The organism is Proteus sp. G2675 (genome assembly GCF_963886535.1).
GTDB lineage: Bacteria > Pseudomonadota > Gammaproteobacteria > Enterobacterales > Enterobacteriaceae > Proteus > Proteus mirabilis.
Genome location: NZ_CAWPCB010000027.1, coordinates 23,103 through 43,635 on the forward strand (window position 1 = coordinate 23,103; position 20,533 = coordinate 43,635).

Here is a 20,533-nt window from a genome sequence, read left to right on the forward strand (position 1 = left end):
TTTATGCTCATGATTAAAGCATATTTAGCGGTTTTTATCTGTAATTCTTTACGCACCATCAAAATAGCAAGATCTCAAACGGGTTTTATCTTTAGAAAAAAAAGGCTATTGTGTCAGTTGTTATAGTATGCCAGAAAAAGGGGAGCTTTATGTATCCAGTTGATTTACATGCACATACCATTGCGAGTACACATGCTTATAGTACGGTTAGCGAATATTTTCAACAAGCTAAAAAGAAAGGGATTAAGCTATTTGCGATTACAGATCATGGTCCCGATATGGATGACGCTCCTCATGAATGGCATTTTTCAAATTTGCCGGTGATCCCCAGAATGGTCGATGGTGTTGGTATTCTTTATGGCATCGAAGCAAATATCAAAAATATAAAAGGTGAAATCGACTGTACTGAGAAGATGAGTAAAAAATTAGATATTGTACTCGCTGGTTTTCATGATCCTGTTATGGGATCACTAGGTATGGTTGATAATACTAAAGCGCTTATTGCAACAATAAGTAGTGGTTTAGTACAGGTGATCACCCATCCGGGAAACCCTAAATATCCTATAGATATTAAGGAAGTCGCAAAGGTTGCTGCTGAGTTCAATGTTGCATTAGAAATGAATAATTCTTCTTTTATACATTCTCGAGTAGGAAGTGAGAAAAACTGCATTGAAATAGCAAAAGCGGTGCTTGATGCCGGAGGTTTAATTGCGCTAGGCTCCGATTCACATATTGCATCATCTTTGGGGAATTTTGAGCGAGTATTAGAAGTATTGGCGGAGATCCAATTTCCACAACAGAAGATATTGAATACATCACCAAGAAAGGTGCTTGATTTTTTACAAGCTCATGGCAAAAAAGAGAGCACAGCGTTTCAACATTTTTGAGATAGTGAAAAAGCTTAAAAGCTAGCATTATTAAATGTTAGCTTTTTTCAAGTATCTTATTTGCTCGAGATTGTGCATCGTGTTAGTTAAGCTAATTTGCTTAAAAGCATTGTTTTATAGTTATGATGCTCTTGCTCACTATCATTAAAGCCAAATTGATATGCTAAGTTATGTAACTGTAATTTATAGTCAGCAAGTTTACTCTCATCATCAGTCATAATAGCAAATTCAGCAAAGTAGCCAAGATTGTCTAATTTATCGATAGTGATATGAAATTGGTCTAGAAAGTAGATTTGACGGGATTTTGTATAGTTTAAAATACAGTGATAACCTAATGTTTTAAACATCGAAACCGTTTTTTCTGCATCTTCTATTTTTACTGCTTCACATTGGGCTTGTTCTGGGCCTTTTACAATTAATAAATTGATACCAGAGGGGACCATTTTTCTTACGCACAAACTTATAGAGGGAGCAGGGAAAGGTGTATTGGGATGTTCTAAATACCAATCTGTTTCATCATTTTTCGATATAAATAAAGTTGCTCCAGCGAGTTGTAATGCATCAATAAAATCTTGAGGTCGTTTTAAGTGGTATTTCAATTCTGCTTCAAATTTACCTTGAAAGTGTTCAGACATCTCTTTTCCTTATCAATTTATTATTCAATATAGCATTATTTATTGTTGGTTGTTCATATTAAAGAATAACCCTAAGATTTAACTGGGTTATAAATATTGTTATTAAATTTAAAATATAGCAAATGATAAATTGAATATTGTATAAATAGTGATAAGTGTTTTTTATGTGTTATTTTTTAGTGAAATTATTTATTTTATAAAAATAATTTATGTTTTTGATTTAGGGCCAAATCTTGTATTTTATTTAATATTAAAGTGAAATTCTTAACTCATTAAATGATCACAAATCGCTGGGTAAATTTTTCATATGTGAGAAGGGCGAGGGAAAAGGTGAAAAATGAGGATTAAGCCATAAAAAAAGGGCTACTGATGAGCCCTTTTAGGTAGCAAAAAACACTGATTTTCTACTAATTTGATTAATGTTAATTAAACTTAACTTATTGATCTATTTTCAGAATACACCGGTGAACGGGTTCCAACCTTGATCATTTTTCTTTTCTTTTAAGTAGTAAGCATAATTAGCTGTCGCCGCCCATAAGAAGTTGAGCACAATACTGACTACATTGAGAATTGAAGGGCTTAGGGAAAGTCCTTCCACGATAAAACTTACCACAATGATAATAGCAACATTAATCCCGAATAAAGTTAATGCTTTACGCCATAAACCAAGGATAAGAAAATAAATAAAGCCAAAGAAGAAAGCCCAGATATTCATCCCAATTAGAATACGCTTACCGAAAGTCAGTGCTTTATATGCAGCCTTGTATTCTGGAGATTTAGGAGAACCATATTTTTCGAAGAAATCAAAACGCTCTTCCCATTTGGCAGAATATTCTTTATTCATCATAATTCCTGTTAGAGGTCATTTAATTGTAGTAATAAAAAAACGCATTTTTACATAAAGTAACTTTGCAAACAATATAAATTTATTAACATTTTATTAATATATTGTTTTGTATAATAAATATTATCTTACGCTCGATATGAGTTTATTTTCATAAAATTCTTATTGTTAAAATGTTTATTTCTTTTTTATAGGAAGAATAAGATTTTGAGACAATAAAATTTTATTCTAAAGCGATTATTTAGATAAAAAATAAGAAATCAGGTTATTGGCGTAACCTGACTTCTGATAGGAAAAATCTTGGCGTTGAGTTATCGAACAACTAATACAGAAGATTCTGCATAGCTAACAACAGAAGAAGCTGTCGAGCCTAGTAAGTAGGTTTTCATTCCAGGGTTGCGTGAGCCTATCACAATCAGATCAGCTTGGATTTTTTTTGCGGTCTCTAAAATACGGTCGCGTGGGTTACCTACGGAAATATAAGATTGGGATGTGCTATTGGGAATTTCAATATGAGATAAACTATCATTTAACGTAGATAATGCAATTTCAATACGTTGCTTATCATTGGCAAGACGGTCTTGGCTGCCAAAAGCAAATCCGACAAAGGACTCATAGCTAGGAATAACAGATAAAAAGTGGATATTTAGTTTATCGGCCATCGCTAATGCTTTGAGATGAGTGACAACTTTATCCAATAAACCAAGCTCAGTAAAATCGATAGGAACTAATACAGTTTTTGTCATAGTGGCTCCTCATTAACCTTTTATATGTTGGGGGCTTTAGCGGGTTGTTATTATACGCACCAAAAATCAGTCACCTCTTAATATTATCAGTGCAAATAAAAAACGGTATAAAAAAATAGAAATATTTTCATTTTTTGAGATATTCATATTTATTTTATGTAAAAAGGTTGATCTATCATAAGATTGCTATTGATGGTAGAAAACACAATAAAAAAGATAATAAATAAAGGAAAATATCTTGATGTTTTTAGTAAATATCGATATTCCATATGATAAATTATATTTAATATAAATTAGAGTGTGCAGTTTTAGAGCGTTACTAAATTTAATAGAAGATTATAAAAAGTGAATTTATTTAGTTTTAATAAAATTTATTTTTGAAGAAATGAGTAAAACTAAAAATATCCTTTATATACAACAGGTTGTGTGTGATTAATATTTGTTTTGGCCATAATAGTTAATGATAATCAATTTCATTAATTATTATTTGTTTTTAAATCACCATAAATGAGATTGGTTTTTATTTTTATTCTCTCTAAAAGTATAAAATATATAAAAAGTATATTTAAATTTACTATATTTTTATTTTTAGCTGTGCATAATATCCATAATGTTAATTTTCATGGTTAGGAAGTAAAATATGTTACATCAAGATATGATCAATAAACTCAATGAACAGCTGAATCTTGAGTTTTATTCAGCTAACCTTTACCTGCAGATGAGCGCTTGGTGCGATGATAAAGGATTTGATGGCGCTGCCAAATTTTTAAAAGCACATTCCCGTGAAGAAATGGAGCATATGCAACGCTTATTTGATTATTTAAGTGATACAGGTGCTATGCCTTTGCTAGGGACTATTGAAGCACCACCCGCTGAATTTTTATCTTTATCTGATTTATTTACTAAAACTTATGAGCACGAGAAGTTTATTACAGCTGAAATTAATAAACTAGCTCACCTAGCAATGACAACACAAGATTACTCAACATTTAACTTCTTACAATGGTATGTTGCTGAACAACATGAAGAAGAGAAGTTATTTAAATCTATTCTGGATAAACTTGCTATGGTCGGTGATGGCGGTAAGGCATTGTTCTTGTTAGATAAAGACTTAAGTGCTCTTTCTACATCCGCACATATTTAAATAATAAGAATAACTATACTGCTGTTTTAACCTGGTTGGCTAAGTGCATATAAGCATTGCTCAGATTAACATAACAAGCTCTACTGTAATCGCACAGTAGAGCTTTTTTTATCGACCCAGTTAGTGCAATATTGCATATCCATATAACTATTTTATATAGACGTAATCGATTTTTTATTTTTCTACTCCTTTAATTTAATCATTTCTTAAGCTTTGCTGATTATTATTTTGTCTATTTTCTGTTCTTTCTATTCTCTAGTTTGAGTCGTCGATTTATAGCCTATTTTAGTTTGGCTTTTAGATTATTTGGTTATGTATTGAACTGTGTAGTGTGTCAATTAAAGTATTATATTTTTGTTAAGTGTAAAAAGGGTGATATTTGAAACAAAAATGGCGCTAAATAAGTTATATTTTGAGTGCTAGTTCACAACCTTTTATTTCAACGATAAAGAAGCGCAGATATTAAAGTCAATTTGCTATAAAATCTTCTTTATCATAAATAGAAAAATCACCTGTAATTTAAGAGGTTATTATGTCATTAAACACACTTAAGACATCATGGGGCAAATTATCCGCCATCGCTGTTTTATTTTTAGGCATGTCATGCCAACAAGCCTTAGCACACGCACATCTAAAATCACAATTACCTGCAGAGGGTGCGGCTATTGAACAAGCGCAAGCACCAAAAGTGATTACACTCGATTTCTCTGAAGGGATTGAGTTGGCCTTTAGTAAAGTAAAAGTCACTGATAAAGAGGGTAAAGAAATTACTGTCGGTAAATTAAGTCTTGATCCCGTTAACAATACAAAATTGTTATTGCCATTAGAAGGTGAATTAGCAGAAGGGAACTACTCTGTAGATTGGAGTGTTGTTTCTGTCGATGGGCACAAAACAAAAGGTTCTTATCAATTTAGTGTAAAATAATGACTCCTGAAGACGTTTATATTTTATGCCGAATTTTTCATTTTGTGGCAGTCATGTTCATGTTCGGACTGAGCTGTTCGGCTGCCATTCTCGCTAAAGAAAAGTTTGTTCCTCTTATTCAAGTACGCTTACGTCCAGCATTGGCGATTAGCACTATCACTGTATTTGTTTCTACTTATTTATGGATGATAGTGCAATCAGGCATTATGGGAGATGGCTGGCAAGACGCTTGGTCACTAACAATATGGCAAGCCGTATTGGGAACCTCTTTTGGACAAATTTGGCAATGGCAATTAGTTTTATCCTCTCTCGCATTAATCGCTCTCTTTATTCATCAACGTAGCATTAGAAATATTAGTCTGTTATTTATCTCAACATTGATGCTTGTGCTACATGCTTTTATTGGCCATAGTGCCATGTTTACAGGTAGTGAAGCCGTAATTTATAAACTAAATCAGAGTATCCATCTTATTAGTGGAGCGTATTGGTTTGGTGGTTTATGGCCTTTTGTTGTGTGCTTACAGTTTTTGCGTAATAAAGATGAATTAGCTGATGGCATGATCAAGCCTATTATTGCCACCATGAAACGCTTTTCATTATTCGGTCACTTCGCTGTTTTATTGGTTATAGCTAGTGGGATTGTGAGTGCCATTATGTTACTCCCCGGTTGGCCTGCAACAACACAACTTTCCTCAGAGTACCAAAGTATGTTATGGCTAAAAATAGCCTTTGTTGCCTTGATGTTAGGATTGGCATTAGTGAATAGGTATGTATTAGTGCCTCATATCCGTAAGAAGAATAACTTTCAATGGTTGCTTATTAATAGTTGGTTTGAGTTATTACTTGGTAGCATGGTTATTTTGACAGTGGCCATTTTTGCGATTAACTCACCTGTATAGATTGATATATACTTGTATTAATCTATTTTTTTAAGTGGAAGATAACCATGAAACGTTTTTTATTTGCGGGCATATTGATGCTTTTTTCTTTTCAAACTTTCAGTGCACCAATATCAACAGTCAGTAAGCTTCAGTTTGGTGATGCTTGGCCATTCACCCGTGAAGAAGTCATGCTAAATTGTCGTGCAGATGGTGCTTGGTTTGTGATTAATCCCGCAACTTTAGCTCAATATCCACTTAATAATATTGCCATGGAACAAATGAAAAGTGGCAAAGTTAATGCTCAACTGATTGATAGTATTCTACTTCCTGATCCCAATACACCTGATAAGAAAAAATCACTGGAAGCTATAGAAAGTGCATTTTTGTCTCTTTGTGAAAAAAACTAATCATTTGATTGAGTTGCAATAAAAAAACACATTTGTTATTTGTTTGATTTAAAAGATAAAAAATGAGTTATTTGATTTTTTATAAAGAATATGAAGTGTGGTAGGAGTGTTTACTGGATCTTTACATATTGTTAGCTATTATTTAACAATAAGGTTGTGAAATAGATGTGGCATAAGCAGTTTTTTACACGCTATTTTCTCATTCAGTATCACTTTTTAGCGCACGGCTCGCAATGAGCCTTTTCCCTAAGCCAGGTAAATGATTTACCTGGCTTTTTTTACGATGCTTTAACATGCGATTAGGCTACTTTTAAAATCCAATGGTGGTTTTCTTTGTCATAAGCATGACGATAAAGCAGAATATTTTTATCTTTCAGTTGCGCAGGAATGCTGGTGTTTTCATCCCATCCATCTAATTGCATACAAAACTCTTTATCATAATCACATGGAATATGAACATAAGTGAGTTGGTTATCGGAAGAGTGTTTCAAAGTAACATCTTCAATTTCATAACAAGCAATTTTTAAGGTTGTTTTATTCATGCTATAGCTCCAAGGTTATGCGATGTTGTGTTGTGCTTTCATAGTTTAAGCTTAAAAGTGAACAGCATGGTGAGCACTTTTTAATCGGACAGTTTTAAGCATAGTATAAATGGAAGTCATTTCCAAAGTATTTTTTAGCAATAAAAAAAACGGATCAAATTTTGTGATCCGTTTTAAATAAATGTGTTAAATAAAGTTGATGATATTACCGTTTATGGCTTAGGTATCGCAGTACCCCATTCATTCCACTCTTTTGGCTCTTTAGCATTGAGAATGAAATTCTGCTCTTGTTTTGCTTTAGCCTGGAGTGGGGTTGATGGCGGTGTAGCAAATGTAATGCCACCACGTATAAACTGCTTAAATGTACCGCTGCGGAATACTCCACCAGTTAAACCAAATGAGAAGTTATAACCTGATGAAAGCCAAAACTCTGTGTTATTACGTACCAGATATTGATATTTCTGACTAATTCTAATGTGGATCAATACCCTGTCAGACATATTACCTAATTCTAGTCCGGTTACCGCACCTACTTCTAAACCACGATAATAGATAGGTGTGCCAATTTGTACAGATCCTGCTTCAGTCGCATTCAATACAAGGTTAAGGCCGTCTAGATACCGAGAGTCGGTAATATTTGCCGTTTGTAATTCAAATATGCGGTATACGCCACCATTGCCTGGCTCTGCCTTGATATAAGGCTGAATAAGAGAATCTAAATTATCGAGGCCTGAAGCGGTTAACTCAGGGGTGACTACCGCAAATCGGCTTCCTGAGCGTGCAAAAGTTTTCACATATTCAGGGTAGAGTACCGCTGATACACTCACCGCTTTTTTATCCGCAGAAAGGGTTAGCGTTTCCACCTGACCGATATCAATACCTAGATAACGAATAGGCATTCCTTCAGAAAGTTTACTGGCATCGTAGGTTTTTAAAGTAATTTGAGCACCAATGGCTCTAGCGCTCGTTTCGCTAGGATAAAGTTTATATCTTGAAACATTGTTATTAATATTTTCAAAGTTATCAAAGCTTATCGCGCCTTTTAAGGCACGGTTTAGCGGCGTTGCTTCTACCGTTAATCCCGCACCATTTAATGAAACCTTCGCAGCACCTTCAGTCCAGAACACACTTTTTTCAGTAAGCAGGTGACGATATTGCTTAGAAATATGGACATCAATATCAAATTCATCCATTAAAGGCCGTACATCGACGATTTCTCCAACTTGGAATTGGTGGTAAAGCACCACGGAACCTTTTTGAATCCCCGGTAGACTAGCTGCTTTAAGTGTCAAAGTGACAGGTAACTCATTGCCCTCAATACTTGCTTTAGCATAAAAATCATTGCGATAAAGGCGATATTGTTCTTTAGGGGCGCCTTGGCTACCCGGAATAAGGTGGATACCGCCTTCAAGCCACTCTTGAGGTGTGGCTCCTTGGATCTCAATACCATTTAAGCCCATATTGACGTTAATTCGGCTATTAGCGACAAATTTGCTGTTTTCGTAAATATAGTGTTTATATTCAGGTGCAATGATGGCATCGAAAATAACCCCATCATCACTGATGTTGCGCTGAATAATTTGTCCTATCGTAATGCCTCTAAATAGAATAGGTTGCCCGGCATCTACACCCCAGCTCTCTTCACTGGTTAATGAGATAATTAATCCATCTTCACCATATAAGGCTTTGCCTGCATCCACGGAAGTGGCAGACTGTAGCACAAATTGTTGATTTTCTTGGGCTGGGGGACTATTTTCCGGAGAATCAAAGGCAATAGCACCATTAATTAAAGCAGAAACACTTTCCATTTTAATAGAAGCACCACTCTTTAAATTAAAGTTGCCCTGAAAGCCGGATACATTCCAAAAATGACTATCTTGGCGGATCAGATGAGCATATTGTTTATCAATACTCAGCTCGATAAAAATACCTTGATTATCTGGACGTATGGCATAGCTGTAAACTTTACCGACCGGAACTTTGCGATAATAAACTTGAGAGTCGACATTAAGAGAGCCTAAATTATCCGCCGTTAAGGTGATAATTTGTTGGTTTTTATCAATGTTGGCTTTAGGACGAACCTCTTGAGCAACAAATTGAAACTGCTTTTCCCCATCTCCAGGAAGCATACTGATATAGTTGCCTCCCACTAAGGCATCTAATCCCGAAACACCAGAAAGGCTGGCTTTTGGGGTAACAAGCCAAAATTGCGTATTTTTACGTAATGCATTAGCAAGGTTTTTTCGAATATCAGCGGTAACAATGACTCGGCGTAAATCATTACTGAGCGTCACGTCCTGTACAATACCTACATCAACACCTTGGTAACGGATAGGTGTTCTCCCTGAAACAATACCAGAGGCTGATTGAAAATCGATGGTGATTTGTACGCCTTTTTCTTGCCAGTGTTGGAAAAGCAACCAACTCGCAATAAAAATAGCGATAACAGGGAGTAACCAAAAAGTCGAAATTTTACGTTTGCGACGTATTTCGGCTTGGGTTGCCTGTGTGTTGTTTTCTTCTTGTTGCATAAGTATCCCATAATAAACGACTATCAAACCATTCAACGGCAAGGATAGTGAGAATGACAGCTGTACCAAAATAAAAAGCTGCAGGTCCCATAGTGAATGTCATTAACTGATCTCGATTAATTAATGACATCATCAGCGCAATCACAAACAGGTCGAGCATTGACCATCGGCCGATCCAAGAGACAAATCGATAAAGTTTCATGCGCAATAGAGGGTGAATACGTGAGTTAAAATGAATGCTCAATAGTAACCCCAGCATAATGATTATCTTAAAGAAAGGCACAAAGATACTGGCAATAAACACAATAATTGCAATAGGTGTATTACCTGAATTAATTAAAGAGAGAACACCAGAAAAAATAGTGTCTTCATTACGCTGGCCATTTAAATAAAAGATTGAGATAGGTAATAAATTAGCCGGTAATAGCAAGATCATCGCTGTAATGAGTGCTGCCCACGTTTTTTGCAAACTCATTGGTTGACGAGCACTATAGCAAGATTTACATCTTGGGCAATGGCTCGAAGGTGGCTTTTTAAAATGGTAATGACATGCATGACAGGTTGCTGGACTCGTTTTTATCTCTTTTTGTGGATAAAACTGTTGCCATAGTTGATCCATATTAATGTTAATAAGCATTAATAGACTTAAAACCATTAAAGCTGAAAAAGCAACTAAGCCATGCCCAATATAGATTGTGGCATAATCGCCCAGTTTTATGGTGGCAACACCAAGGCCAATTAAATAAACATCAAGCATTACCCATTCTTTTAGCTTACCTAACATTAATAGCACGGGACGTAAATTAAGATGTAAACGAGCTCCTAAATGGAGATATAAAATGGCAATGGGGAGACTAAGAGGGGCGGCAACGGCACAAAAGGCAACCATTGTTGCCGTTAATGGAGAGCCTTGTTGTGACATTAAGCGAATACCGTCAAGAACATTGGCTGATATCATGGTCCCTAATAAATGGATCTTGATAAGAGGTTGAGTAAAAGCGATAGACGCGAATATCAGCATGGTGATAGAGAGAATTAACAGCCGGGTTAATGACCAATCACGATAGGTCGCTAACTTGGCTTGACATTGTGGGCAATAGGCGTCTTCGCCGCGCTTGAGGTCTGTAGGAAGTGATACGAGGTGGTCACACTCCTGACAATGTATTGATTTGCTTTCTTTGGTGACTAAATCGCTCATTTATCCGCCTATTTGGTCTTTCTTCTCGCTTATCCTAGCTTAAGCCCAAAAAAAACCTCTATACTCAGTGGGTCACAAATTACCATTTTTATTATATTTACGCTTTTCATTTTACAATAATAAGTATCTGATTTTTTTTGTGCGCTTTTAGTGTGTATTATCGTTTTTTTGTAGACTTATTGAAAAGTCTGTATTCAACCTCAAGATAAAATAAGCTAAATTACAAGATATGTTATCTATTTTAGTTATGCTTTCGTTATGCAAATAGGATCTTCTGATGCCACAATTAAATTTTTATCAGGAACTCACTGATAATTTGTCAGCCTTGTTGTCTGGTGAAAATGACTTTATCGCATCACTTGCTAATACCAGTGCATTGATTTACGAGAAGTTAGACAAGATAAATTGGGTCGGGTTTTATCTTAATGATGGTAACTCATTAGTTCTTGGTCCTTTCCAAGGTAAAGTGGCTTGTGTCAGGATTGGTTTTGGAAAAGGAGTCTGCGGAACGGCATTCTCAGAAAACAAAATTCTAAGAGTTAATGATGTGCACCAATTTAGTGGACACATTGCATGTGATAGTGCAAGTCAGTCTGAAATTGTTCTACCTTTAGAGGTAAATGGACAAATTATCGGCGTTCTCGATATCGATAGCCCTATTTTTGGTCGTTTTGATAAAAAAGATGAAAATGGGCTTAAAGCGTTGTGTGACGTGCTCTGCGAGCATTTAAAAACGTGTCATACCGCAAAATATTGTGAATTTTGTGTAAGATAACAGGCGTTTGCCGTAGAAATTGTTGGCAACACTATTATAATGTCGCTTGTTCATGCCTGCGCTGGTTGGCAAAACCGTTGTAATCAGGAAATTTCATGGAAAATCAACCTAAGTTGAACAGTAGTAAAGAAATCATCGCTTTTTTAGCGGAACGTTTCCCTAAGTGTTTTATCGCTGAGGGTGAAGCACGCCCTTTGAAAGTCGGTATTTTTCAAGATCTCGTTGAGCATCTAAAAGATGAAACTCAGCTGAGTAAGACACAGTTACGTTCTGCCTTACGCTTGTATACCTCAAGTTGGCGCTACCTTTATGGTGTAAAAGAAGGGGCTAAACGTGTCGACTTGAATGGTAACGACTGCGGAGAGCTGGAAGCAGAGCATATTGCACATGCTCGTACACAATTAGCCGAAGCGAAAGCGCGCGTTCAAGCTCAACGAGCTGAGCAACGTGCTAAAAAGCGCGAAGCTGAAGGTGATAAGGAGACCAGTAAACGTCCGGCAGCGAAAAAGCCAAATCCTCGTCGTCAAGCACCTAAAGACGGTGAAAAACGACAGCCTCGCCCTCAAAAGCAAGCTAATCAAGCGCCTCGCAAAGCGCCACGCCAAAATACTGAAAAGTTAACCCCAGTCAAAGACATCTCAGTGCTTACTGTAGGTCAATCGCTGAAAGTTAACGTTGGAAGTAGCGTGATGGATGCGACAGTGCTAGAAATAGCGAAAGAGGGTGTACGTGTACAATTGCCTAACGGTTTGGCAATGAATGTACGCACGGAACATTTAAAGTTCTGATACGGAGGCCAACCAGAGCATGAACAAACTTTTAAATGTGGCTTTTGCTATCGGATTAGCGTTAACAGGCACTTCTGCTGTCATGGCTGATAAACCAGCCACGCCAGCCATGGTGACTATTAATCAATTACCGACATTAAAGCAAGAGCCACAACATTCCACTGTGAGTGAGCGTGTCACCGCTCGTTTTGAACGTTCCCACTATCGTCAATTCTCGTTAGACGCGAGTTTTTCCGAAAAGATTTTTAATCGCTATCTTAATTTATTGGATTATAGCCATAACGTATTATTAGCGTCAGATATTGCCCAGTTTGATAAAGATAAAACTAAAGTGGGTGAATATTTAAAAACAGGTGAATTAGGTCCTTTATATGATCTGTTTAACCTTGCGCAAAAAAGACGTTTTGAGCGCTTTCAATATGCTTTAAATCGATTAAATCAACCTATCGATCTCACTGGACAAGATAAATTTCAGTTAGATAGAACCAAAGCGCCATGGCCGAAAACGCAAGCTGAATTAGATAAGCTTTGGGATGAAAAAGTAAAATACGACTGGCTAACACTTAAACTCTCTGACAAAACAGACAGTGAAATCAAAGAAACACTGACAAAACGTTATAAAGCTGCATTACGTCGCCAAACACAAAGCCAAAGTGAAGACGTATTCCAAATTATCATGACGGCTTTTGCGCGTGAAATTGATCCCCATACCAGTTATTTATCACCAAGAAATACGGAAGCCTTTGATTCAGAAATGAGCCTTTCATTAGAAGGGATTGGTGCCGTATTACAAATGGATGATGATTATCCAATGATTAATTCCATGGTAACGGGCGGACCGGCTGCTAAAAGTAAAGCGCTAAAAGTAGGTGATAAAATTATCGCTGTCGGTCAACATAATAAACCCATGGTTGATGTGGTTGGTTGGCGCTTAGATGACGTTGTCGCGTTAATCAAAGGTCCTAAAGGTAGTCAGGTTAAACTAGAAGTTATCTCTGATGAAAAAGGGGCGAAGCCAAGAACTATCACTTTAACAAGAGAACAGATCCGCCTAGAAGATAGAGCGGTCAAGTTAACCGAAAAAGTGATTAATGGTGATAAAATCGCTATTTTAGATATTCCTAGTTTCTATGTCGGTTTAACTAATGATGTGAAAACCCAACTACAAAAAGTGGCTAAAGACAATGTATCTGCTTTAGTTATTGATTTACGTGGTAATGGGGGCGGTGCGTTAACGGAAGCTATTGCATTATCAGGTTTATTTATTCCAAGTGGTCCCGTCGTTCAAGTCCGTGATAATAATGGTCGAGTACGCCAGGATTATGATCGTGATGATGTTGTCTATTATAAAGGGCCACTAGTGGTTATCGTTAACCGCTTTAGTGCTTCTGCTTCTGAAATTTTTGCTGCTGCAATGCAAGATTATGGGCGCGCATTAATTGTTGGTGAGCAAACCTTTGGTAAAGGAACGGTGCAACAATATCGTTCATTGACACGAGTTTATGATCAGATGTTAAGTCCTGATTGGCCTAGTTTAGGTTCAGTTCAGTACACTATCCAAAAATTCTATCGTATTAATGGCGGAAGTACCCAATTAAAAGGGGTGACACCAGACTTGTTATTACCAAGCTTTGATAATTCAGAAATGGGGGAAAGCAATGAAGATAATGCTTTACCTTGGGACAGTATTCCACCGGCTAATTATAAGCTGTCTGAGTATTCAGAGAAAATAAAACAAGCACTACCTACATTGACGGATCAACATGCTAAACGTATCGCGAATGATAGAGAGTTTTCATATATTTTTGATGATATCAAGCGCTACAATGAAGCTAAAGCCAAAGGTGAAGATAAGTTTATTATTCTTAATTTTGCAGAGCGCGAAAAAGAGAATAAAGAGCTAGAAGCCATAAAATTACAGCGTATTAACCAACGTCTTAAGTTAGAGGGTAAGCCGCCACTAAAATCACTTGATGATTTACCGAAGGATTATGAAGGCCCTGATCCTTACTTAGATGAAACGGCTAATATTGCGGATGATCTTGCAAAGGTATTAAAACCTAAGAAGTTATTAAATTAAGTTTTTCTACTTAAGAAAGTGATTCAAATTTACCCCCAATAGTTGATTAATCAATTATTGGGGGTTTTTATTTCCCTATATTTGTCTGAAAAAGTATCTGGTATCTAATACTTTATAATAATCTTAGTTATATCTTTAGTGAGAAAATCATCTCATACTATTATTTCGCTATTTTTCTTAGTAGTCATATTTAGTTACCAGTAACATAAGAATTCATTAAGATATTTAACTGCTTTTATATAAAAATATTCTTAATATCATGTAATCTAAGTTTTTATTTAAAATCTATTTGATGCTAGCTTTGAAAAATATAAATAAATGGAATGCAAGGAGGTTTAGATAAAAAATCTTTTGTAAAGTAAATAAAAGCTAGATTTTTATCTATTAAATAAGATAAAAAAATAAATGCCTTATTAAATGTGATTAAATTCACATTTAATGGTTTACTTATTGCAATAAATGTAACATGTTGTGACAATGATCGCTCTAGTTGACATAAAATTACGATAGCATACAGATCATAAAATTTTGTATCATTCTGACATACTAAGGTAATAGTAACAGATTAAAAATCTCACCCAAATGCTAAGTGCAAAATCTCTTCTCATCGGCGCAGTTATATAAACGCTAGATGCGCTAATTTTAGAATAGATTTTCTCATTAAGGATTAATGACTAGAAGGTAAGTTATTTATAATTTGCTTAAGCATTTTATTGCTCAAAAAAGTAAATAACAATGTGGTGAGATGACTACCTAGCATTATTGATGCTAAAAAAATAGCGATTTGGCTTAAATTCATACAATTTAAGCGGGCGTTACTTTTAGCTAAATATAAAAATAGTACTTTGTTTAACTTATTGAATATAAATAAATTTAAATAGTTATTAACCAGGTTGAATTTAAAATGAAACTAAAAAGAATGGTGTTGTTTATGTTTTCCCCTTGTTTTTTAGCTGTGAGCGCTGCTAATGCTGGGAATTGGGAAAATACAATTAAAGAAAGCTCATTTATTTCTGATTCTGAACTTGAGCTGACTACCATTAATATGTGGAAATACCTAAAAACAGAAAACCGTTTTGATAAACAAGAGCAACGTTATAGAAAACAAGTTGCTAATGCTTGGGGGCAAAACTTCCAAGCTGATTTCAGATCTGGCTATTTAGGTGGCATTCTAGGATTCGATGTTTCTTATTATGGTGGTATTAAATTAGGAGCAAGTAAAGACTTCGCTTCTCGTGCCATATTATATAATGATGATGGTGAAGCAAAAGGCTATAACAAAATTGGTCAACGTTTTGCAAAAGTGAGATTCGATTTAGATCCTGTTTTAATTAATGGTAAAGCGGGTTGGTTTACCTTGAAGAATACAGGTATTTTTACTAACTCACAGCGCTTATCATTAAACAGTTATAACGGTTATTACACTAATACGGCGATGGGTGATTGGAGTTTAGATTTGCTGTATCTCGACGGAAAAGTTATGCGTCGTGATAGCCCAAATATCGATAGAATGTATTTCAGTGATGGTAATGGTGTTAGACATAATATTGACCATGTTATTACTGGTGGAGTTAACTATAATTCCAAACCATTAAAAGTCTATTATTTCTATGGTCAGGCGGATGATGTATTCCGTCAACACGGTTTAGAAACAAAATATAAGTTAACATCAGACGTTACTCTAGGTGGTGTTGTTTATTACCACGATTATGGCAGTGAAGGAAAACGCACATTAACCAATGCTAATGCAGGTAAACGTAACTTTGATAAGGATGCATGGCACTTTGCTGGTACTATGGAATGGCGTATTCCTGAATCAGCGTGGACCATTCGTACTGGTGTGACTTATACCGATGCGAAAAAAGCCAATGGTGTTGGTCAATTTGCGCGTAACCCAATTGGGAATACTCGTGGACGCTTTAACTCACCGGCTTATGCAGATATTGACTATGTGCGTGATGGTGAAGTGATGGGGGCATTAGAAGCTGCATACAAAGTTAACAATGAGTTGTCTGTTGGTGCACGGACTAACTATAGTGAATTTAGTTACTCCGGCGAAAGATTAAAACAAGGGCAGTTTGGCTTATTTAGCTACTGGAAGCCAACGGCTAATCTTTCTATTTCGTTAAGTGGCGGTATTGGTTGGCACCATCAACAAGAAAATGATTACACCACACCAAAACTGTATGATGGTCACTCACGACGTGCTCACTCATTATCAGGCTCTATGACAACGACATATCGTTTTAAAATGTAATTGTTTATAGGGTAAGGGATAACAGAATTCATCCCTGTATAGGTGCATGGCTTGCCTGATGGTAAGCCATGTACAAAAATAGATAAAGCTGGCATCCTAACCTTTAATCTAACAAAACGTCTTCAATTAATTTATTTTGTTAAAATTTCATCACTAGCATTTATTTTTGGGCCTATCTTGCCTAGACTGTTATTCCTCCTCTATGTGAAAATAATCCTCCATAATTTAGCTATTAATTACATTTTCTTTTATTAAAATGTAAAGTTATATCGTTTTTAGTAGCAAACAAGTTAAAAGACTTGATAAAATAAAAAAAAGCCTTATTTATAAGATAGTTTTTGCAATGTGGTAATTAGATAAAATAGGAACAGTATCAATATGATGAGGATTGCCTTATTCCTGTTAACAAACTTAGCTGTCATGTTTGTGTTCGGGATCATCTTATCTTTAACAGGTATTCAAGGCCGCAGTGTTCAGGGTTTAATGATCATGGCTGGCCTATTTGGTTTTGGTGGTGCATTTGTTTCTTTACTTATGTCAAAATGGATGGCATTACGATCCGTTGGTGGTCAAGTGATTGAAAATCCAACCTCTGAAGTAGAACGTTGGTTACTTGATACTGTAAGACGTCAGTCTGAGCAAGTGGGGATTAAAATGCCTCAAGTTGCAATCTACGATGCACCAGATATTAATGCGTTTGCAACAGGAGCTCGTCGTGATGCTTCGCTGGTGGCGGTGAGTACCGGATTATTAGCCAGTATGAGCCGTGACGAAGCGGAAGCTGTTATTGCACACGAAATTAGCCATGTTGCCAACGGTGATATGGTAACGATGACCTTGTTACAAGGTGTTGTGAATACTTTCGTGATCTTTATCTCCCGTATCATTGCTCAATTTGTGGCGAATTTTATTTCGAGCGATGAAGAGAGTGAAAACAGTAACGGAAACCCATGGGTATACATGGGCGTTTCTATGGTGCTTGAAATTGTCTTTGGCATTTTGGCAAGTATCATTACGATGTGGTTCTCTCGCTACCGTGAATTCCATGCGGATGCAGGCTCTGCAAAACTGGTTGGCCGTGAGAAGATGATAGCGGCATTACAACGCTTAAAAACCAGCTATGAGCCACAAGAAGAGAGCAGTATGATGGCTTTCTGTATTAATGGCCGTAATAAGTCATTTAGTGAGTTATTTTTATCACACCCACCATTAGATAAACGTATTGAAGCACTACGTAGTGGCGAATATCTCAAGTAAAAGAAACTATTAGCGATAAATAATTTTTAATTATCAGTTTACAAATGCCAGAGACAGAAATGTTTCTGGCATTTTTGTTGGTGATCCATTAGCTTTAATTAATTCCTACAATCGCTTTTCGTTTTATTTAACAGACCGTTCTGGTTCAACTGAATATTCTTATCTCTTAATATTTTTATAGGTATTAAGTTAAGCCTCAGAGCTAGTGATGCATGATCATCATATCTATTGATTGATAAAAGGCGGTTAAATTAATATCAAAATAAAAAAGCCAGTTTAAAATTAAACTGGCTTTAAGAGATTTAACTTAATTGTTAATGTGGTTTACTTCACATTAAGTTCAGCTTCTTCTTCCTGATTAAAGATCTCTTTATCTGTTTGGCGCATCATTTGGCTAGTAATAGTACCTGCGGTCATAGAGCCACTGACATTTAATGCAGTACGACCCATATCGATAAGAGGCTCCACAGAAATCAGTAGGGCAACCAGTGTTACAGGTAATCCCATCGCTGGTAAAACGATCAGGGCTGCAAAGGTTGCACCACCACCGACACCCGCAACACCTGCTGAGCTAATGGTTACGATACCCACCAAAGTGGCAATCCAAAGAGGATCGAAAGGATTAATACCGACTGTTGGTGCCACCATAACGGCTAACATAGCAGGATAAATACCGGCACAACCATTCTGACCAATTGTCGCACCAAAAGACGATGAGAAACTGGCAATCGATTCAGGAACACCAATGCGACGAGTTTGTGTTTCGATATTTAATGGAATACTGGCTGCACTCGAACGACTTGTAAATGCAAATGCTAATAATGGTCCTGCTTTTTTGAAGAATTTAATTGGGCTTAATCCAGTAAATCCAACTAATAAACCATGAACGACAAACATTAAGCCCAGCGCAACATAAGAGGCAACAACGAAGCTACCGAGTTGAATAATGTCATGCAGATTGGAGCTTGCCACAACTTTAGTCATCAGTGCCATTACACCGTAAGGTGTTAATGCCATAACGATACGGACTAACTTCATGATCCACGCTTGTAAGCTATCAATCGCTGCTAATACTTTTTCACCGCGAGGTTTATCTTCTTTAAGCAGTTTTATTGCAGCCATTCCTAGGAATACCGCAAAGATAACTACACTAATAATCGAGGTTGAGCTTGCACCAGTTAAATCGGCAAATGGATTTTTAGGAATAAAAGATAAAATTAATTGAGGTACAGTTAAGTCAGACACTTTACCTATATAATTATGTTGAATAGCGGCTAAACGCTGCGCTTCCTGTTCCCCTTGAACAAGACCTTCAGCTGTTAAACCAAAGATATTGGCTATAACAATACCGATAAGAGCAGCAATTGCCGTTGTAAATAGAAGTGTACCAATGGTTAGTGCACTAATTTTTCCCAATGATGATGCTTGGTGTAAACGTGATACTGCACTTAAAATAGAAGCAAATACCAATGGCATAATGATCATTTGTAACAGTTGTACGTAACCGTTACCAACGATGTTAAACCAAAGGATAGATTCTTTAATAATAGGATCGTGTGCGTCATAGAATGCATGTAACGCCAGCCCAAACACCACCCCAAAGACCAAACCGACAAGAACTTTCTTTGACAGGCTCCACTGACGTTGGCTTAATTTAGCCAAGATGAGTAATAGCACAACAAAGACGAGTACGTTAATAATTAACGGAAAATTCATCTTAACTCTCCAACGAGATTTTTATATATAAATTTGGCGATTGTATGCGATATGAGTTCTTAGGTAATAAGAAAGGATATAACAGCATCAACTCGCTATATGGTAACAGTATTGTTAATAACTTTTTATAATCAATTATTCTTTTATATAGTCGTTTAGTTATAAAAACAAGGAAGATTGGTATAAAAAAGACTAATTAACTATAAATAGATAGAGGAAAGTAGAGAACTGTCAAGGAGAGTTAAAAAGGTGTACGTTTATCGTGGTACATTTGTAACCAGTGATTTATTTGTGTGGGAAGAGAAAAAGTTAGGTGTGGGGGCAGAAATAGTGCACCAACTAAGATGATGACAGAAATAAATCGTTCTCCTTTTTTGCTATTTTTTTTCGCTAAAATCGGTAAGGCAAAACGCATTTTTAGTGGCCATAAAAAAGGCACACCTGATGGTGTTAGCATATCTGCCAGTAAGTGACTTAGGTAACCTAGCAAAAGGGCGTGAAAAAAATCAGCCGAAATCGTGATATAAGGCGCAACTTGTGTTTCCCATAAAATGGCTAAACCACAAAAGGCGAGTAGGCTATGTGTGAAGCCACGATGACCACAGAGTTTTGATAGCGGTAATGAGATTATCCGAAAGAGGCGTCCTAATATAGAGCCTGGATGATCTAAATCTGGTAGTAGTGAACCTAATAAGACAGCAGGGATCATGTGAAACCAATCACCTTGAGCAAGAACGGGGGTTATTTCTAATTTCTGTGCTAAGACGAGTGTTGCAACAGAAAAAAGTAAATGTCCTTCGGCTGTCATTCCTTATCTATGCCTATATGCGGTTTTTACCGCTTGCTGTTCATTTATACAGTGCTTAAGTATAAAAGGTTTTTACAGCAACTAACAGACATAAAAGATAAAAATTGCCTTA

At 36.3% G+C, this 20,533-nt stretch carries 18 protein-coding genes; 10 read left to right on the forward strand and 8 right to left on the reverse strand.

The features are described from left to right. Positions 1–149: 149 nt before the first annotated feature. The gene (locus tag AACQ49_RS06770) at positions 150–887 is read left to right on the forward strand and encodes a phosphatase (RefSeq protein ID WP_161778951.1); all 738 of its coding nucleotides are present in this window, start codon (positions 150–152) and stop codon (positions 885–887) included. An 86-nt stretch (positions 888–973) separates the two neighbouring features. On the opposite strand, the gene cyaB is transcribed toward AACQ49_RS06770, so the two are convergent. The 3 genes from cyaB to AACQ49_RS06785 all read right to left on the reverse strand — a co-directional run bounded on the left by cyaB (position 974) and on the right by AACQ49_RS06785 (position 3,112). Then, the gene (cyaB, locus tag AACQ49_RS06775) at positions 974–1,522 is read right to left on the reverse strand and encodes a class IV adenylate cyclase (RefSeq protein WP_087726581.1); all 549 of its coding nucleotides are present in this window, start codon (positions 1,520–1,522) and stop codon (positions 974–976) included. Positions 1,523–1,973: 451 nt separating this feature from the next. Then, positions 1,974–2,369 carry a DUF2628 domain-containing protein gene (locus tag AACQ49_RS06780; protein WP_004242555.1) on the reverse strand — a complete coding sequence of 132 codons (396 nt, stop codon included), beginning with the start codon at positions 2,367–2,369 and terminating at the stop codon, positions 1,974–1,976. 308 nt (positions 2,370–2,677) lie between these two features. Further along, positions 2,678–3,112, reverse strand: coding sequence for a universal stress protein (locus AACQ49_RS06785; protein WP_004251473.1), 435 nt, complete (start codon positions 3,110–3,112; stop codon positions 2,678–2,680). A gap of 640 nt (positions 3,113–3,752) precedes the next feature. Between AACQ49_RS06785 and ftnA the strand changes: the two genes are divergently transcribed. The 4 genes from ftnA to AACQ49_RS06805 all read left to right on the forward strand — a co-directional run bounded on the left by ftnA (position 3,753) and on the right by AACQ49_RS06805 (position 6,469). Then, positions 3,753–4,256 (forward strand): non-heme ferritin, encoded by a 504-nt coding sequence (ftnA, locus tag AACQ49_RS06790; protein ID WP_004242561.1) that lies wholly within the window; start codon positions 3,753–3,755, stop codon positions 4,254–4,256. 532 nt (positions 4,257–4,788) lie between these two features. Next, entirely contained in the window at positions 4,789–5,181 is a 393-nt protein-coding gene (gene copC, locus AACQ49_RS06795) for a copper homeostasis periplasmic binding protein CopC (RefSeq protein ID WP_004242563.1), read from the forward strand. Further along, positions 5,181–6,080: a copper homeostasis membrane protein CopD gene (gene copD / locus AACQ49_RS06800; RefSeq protein WP_071233670.1), complete on the forward strand. Its 900-nt coding sequence runs from the start codon at positions 5,181–5,183 to the stop codon at positions 6,078–6,080. The genes copC and copD overlap by 1 nt, the downstream gene beginning before the upstream one ends. A 47-nt stretch (positions 6,081–6,127) precedes the next feature. Further along, positions 6,128–6,469: a YebY family protein gene (locus AACQ49_RS06805; RefSeq protein WP_004242565.1), complete on the forward strand. Its 342-nt coding sequence runs from the start codon at positions 6,128–6,130 to the stop codon at positions 6,467–6,469. Between the two features lie 299 nt (positions 6,470–6,768). On the opposite strand, the gene AACQ49_RS06810 is transcribed toward AACQ49_RS06805, so the two are convergent. From AACQ49_RS06810 to AACQ49_RS06820, 3 genes are all read right to left on the reverse strand, one after another. After that, positions 6,769–7,011 carry a DUF1480 family protein gene (locus AACQ49_RS06810; protein WP_004242567.1) on the reverse strand — a complete coding sequence of 81 codons (243 nt, stop codon included), beginning with the start codon at positions 7,009–7,011 and terminating at the stop codon, positions 6,769–6,771. Between the two features lie 212 nt (positions 7,012–7,223). Further along, positions 7,224–9,542, reverse strand: a complete 2,319-nt coding sequence (locus tag AACQ49_RS06815) for a PqiB family protein (protein WP_004242568.1) — start codon at positions 9,540–9,542, stop codon at positions 7,224–7,226. Next, positions 9,484–10,740 carry a membrane integrity lipid transport subunit YebS gene (locus tag AACQ49_RS06820; protein WP_004242569.1) on the reverse strand — a complete coding sequence of 419 codons (1,257 nt, stop codon included), beginning with the start codon at positions 10,738–10,740 and terminating at the stop codon, positions 9,484–9,486. The genes AACQ49_RS06815 and AACQ49_RS06820 overlap by 59 nt, the downstream gene beginning before the upstream one ends. Positions 10,741–11,017: 277 nt before the next feature. Between AACQ49_RS06820 and AACQ49_RS06825 the strand changes: the two genes are divergently transcribed. The 5 genes from AACQ49_RS06825 (at position 11,018) to htpX (ending at position 17,897) form a co-directional block, all read left to right on the forward strand. Then, positions 11,018–11,515, forward strand: coding sequence for a GAF domain-containing protein (locus tag AACQ49_RS06825; RefSeq protein ID WP_004242571.1), 498 nt, complete (start codon positions 11,018–11,020; stop codon positions 11,513–11,515). Positions 11,516–11,610: 95 nt separating this feature from the next. Next, positions 11,611–12,303 carry an RNA chaperone ProQ gene (gene proQ, locus AACQ49_RS06830; RefSeq protein WP_004242572.1) on the forward strand — a complete coding sequence of 231 codons (693 nt, stop codon included), beginning with the start codon at positions 11,611–11,613 and terminating at the stop codon, positions 12,301–12,303. A gap of 19 nt (positions 12,304–12,322) precedes the next feature. After that, positions 12,323–14,383 (forward strand): carboxy terminal-processing peptidase, encoded by a 2,061-nt coding sequence (prc, locus tag AACQ49_RS06835; RefSeq protein WP_004242574.1) that lies wholly within the window; start codon positions 12,323–12,325, stop codon positions 14,381–14,383. A gap of 904 nt (positions 14,384–15,287) precedes the next feature. Continuing rightward, on the forward strand, positions 15,288–16,640 hold the full coding sequence (locus tag AACQ49_RS06840) for an OprD family outer membrane porin (RefSeq protein WP_004242576.1): 1,353 nt from the start codon (positions 15,288–15,290) through the stop codon (positions 16,638–16,640). 378 nt (positions 16,641–17,018) lie between these two features. Next, positions 17,019–17,897, forward strand: coding sequence for a protease HtpX (htpX, locus tag AACQ49_RS06845; RefSeq protein ID WP_004242578.1), 879 nt, complete (start codon positions 17,019–17,021; stop codon positions 17,895–17,897). Between the two features lie 324 nt (positions 17,898–18,221). Here the strand turns inward: htpX and AACQ49_RS06850 are convergent, their stop codons facing one another. Continuing rightward, complete coding sequence (locus AACQ49_RS06850) at positions 18,222–19,613, reverse strand: L-cystine transporter (RefSeq protein ID WP_004242579.1); 1,392 nt, start codon at positions 19,611–19,613, stop codon at positions 18,222–18,224. A 241-nt stretch (positions 19,614–19,854) separates the two neighbouring features. Then, entirely contained in the window at positions 19,855–20,421 is a 567-nt protein-coding gene (locus AACQ49_RS06855; protein ID WP_004242580.1) for a metal-dependent hydrolase, read from the reverse strand. Between the last annotated feature and the right edge of the window lie 112 nt (positions 20,422–20,533).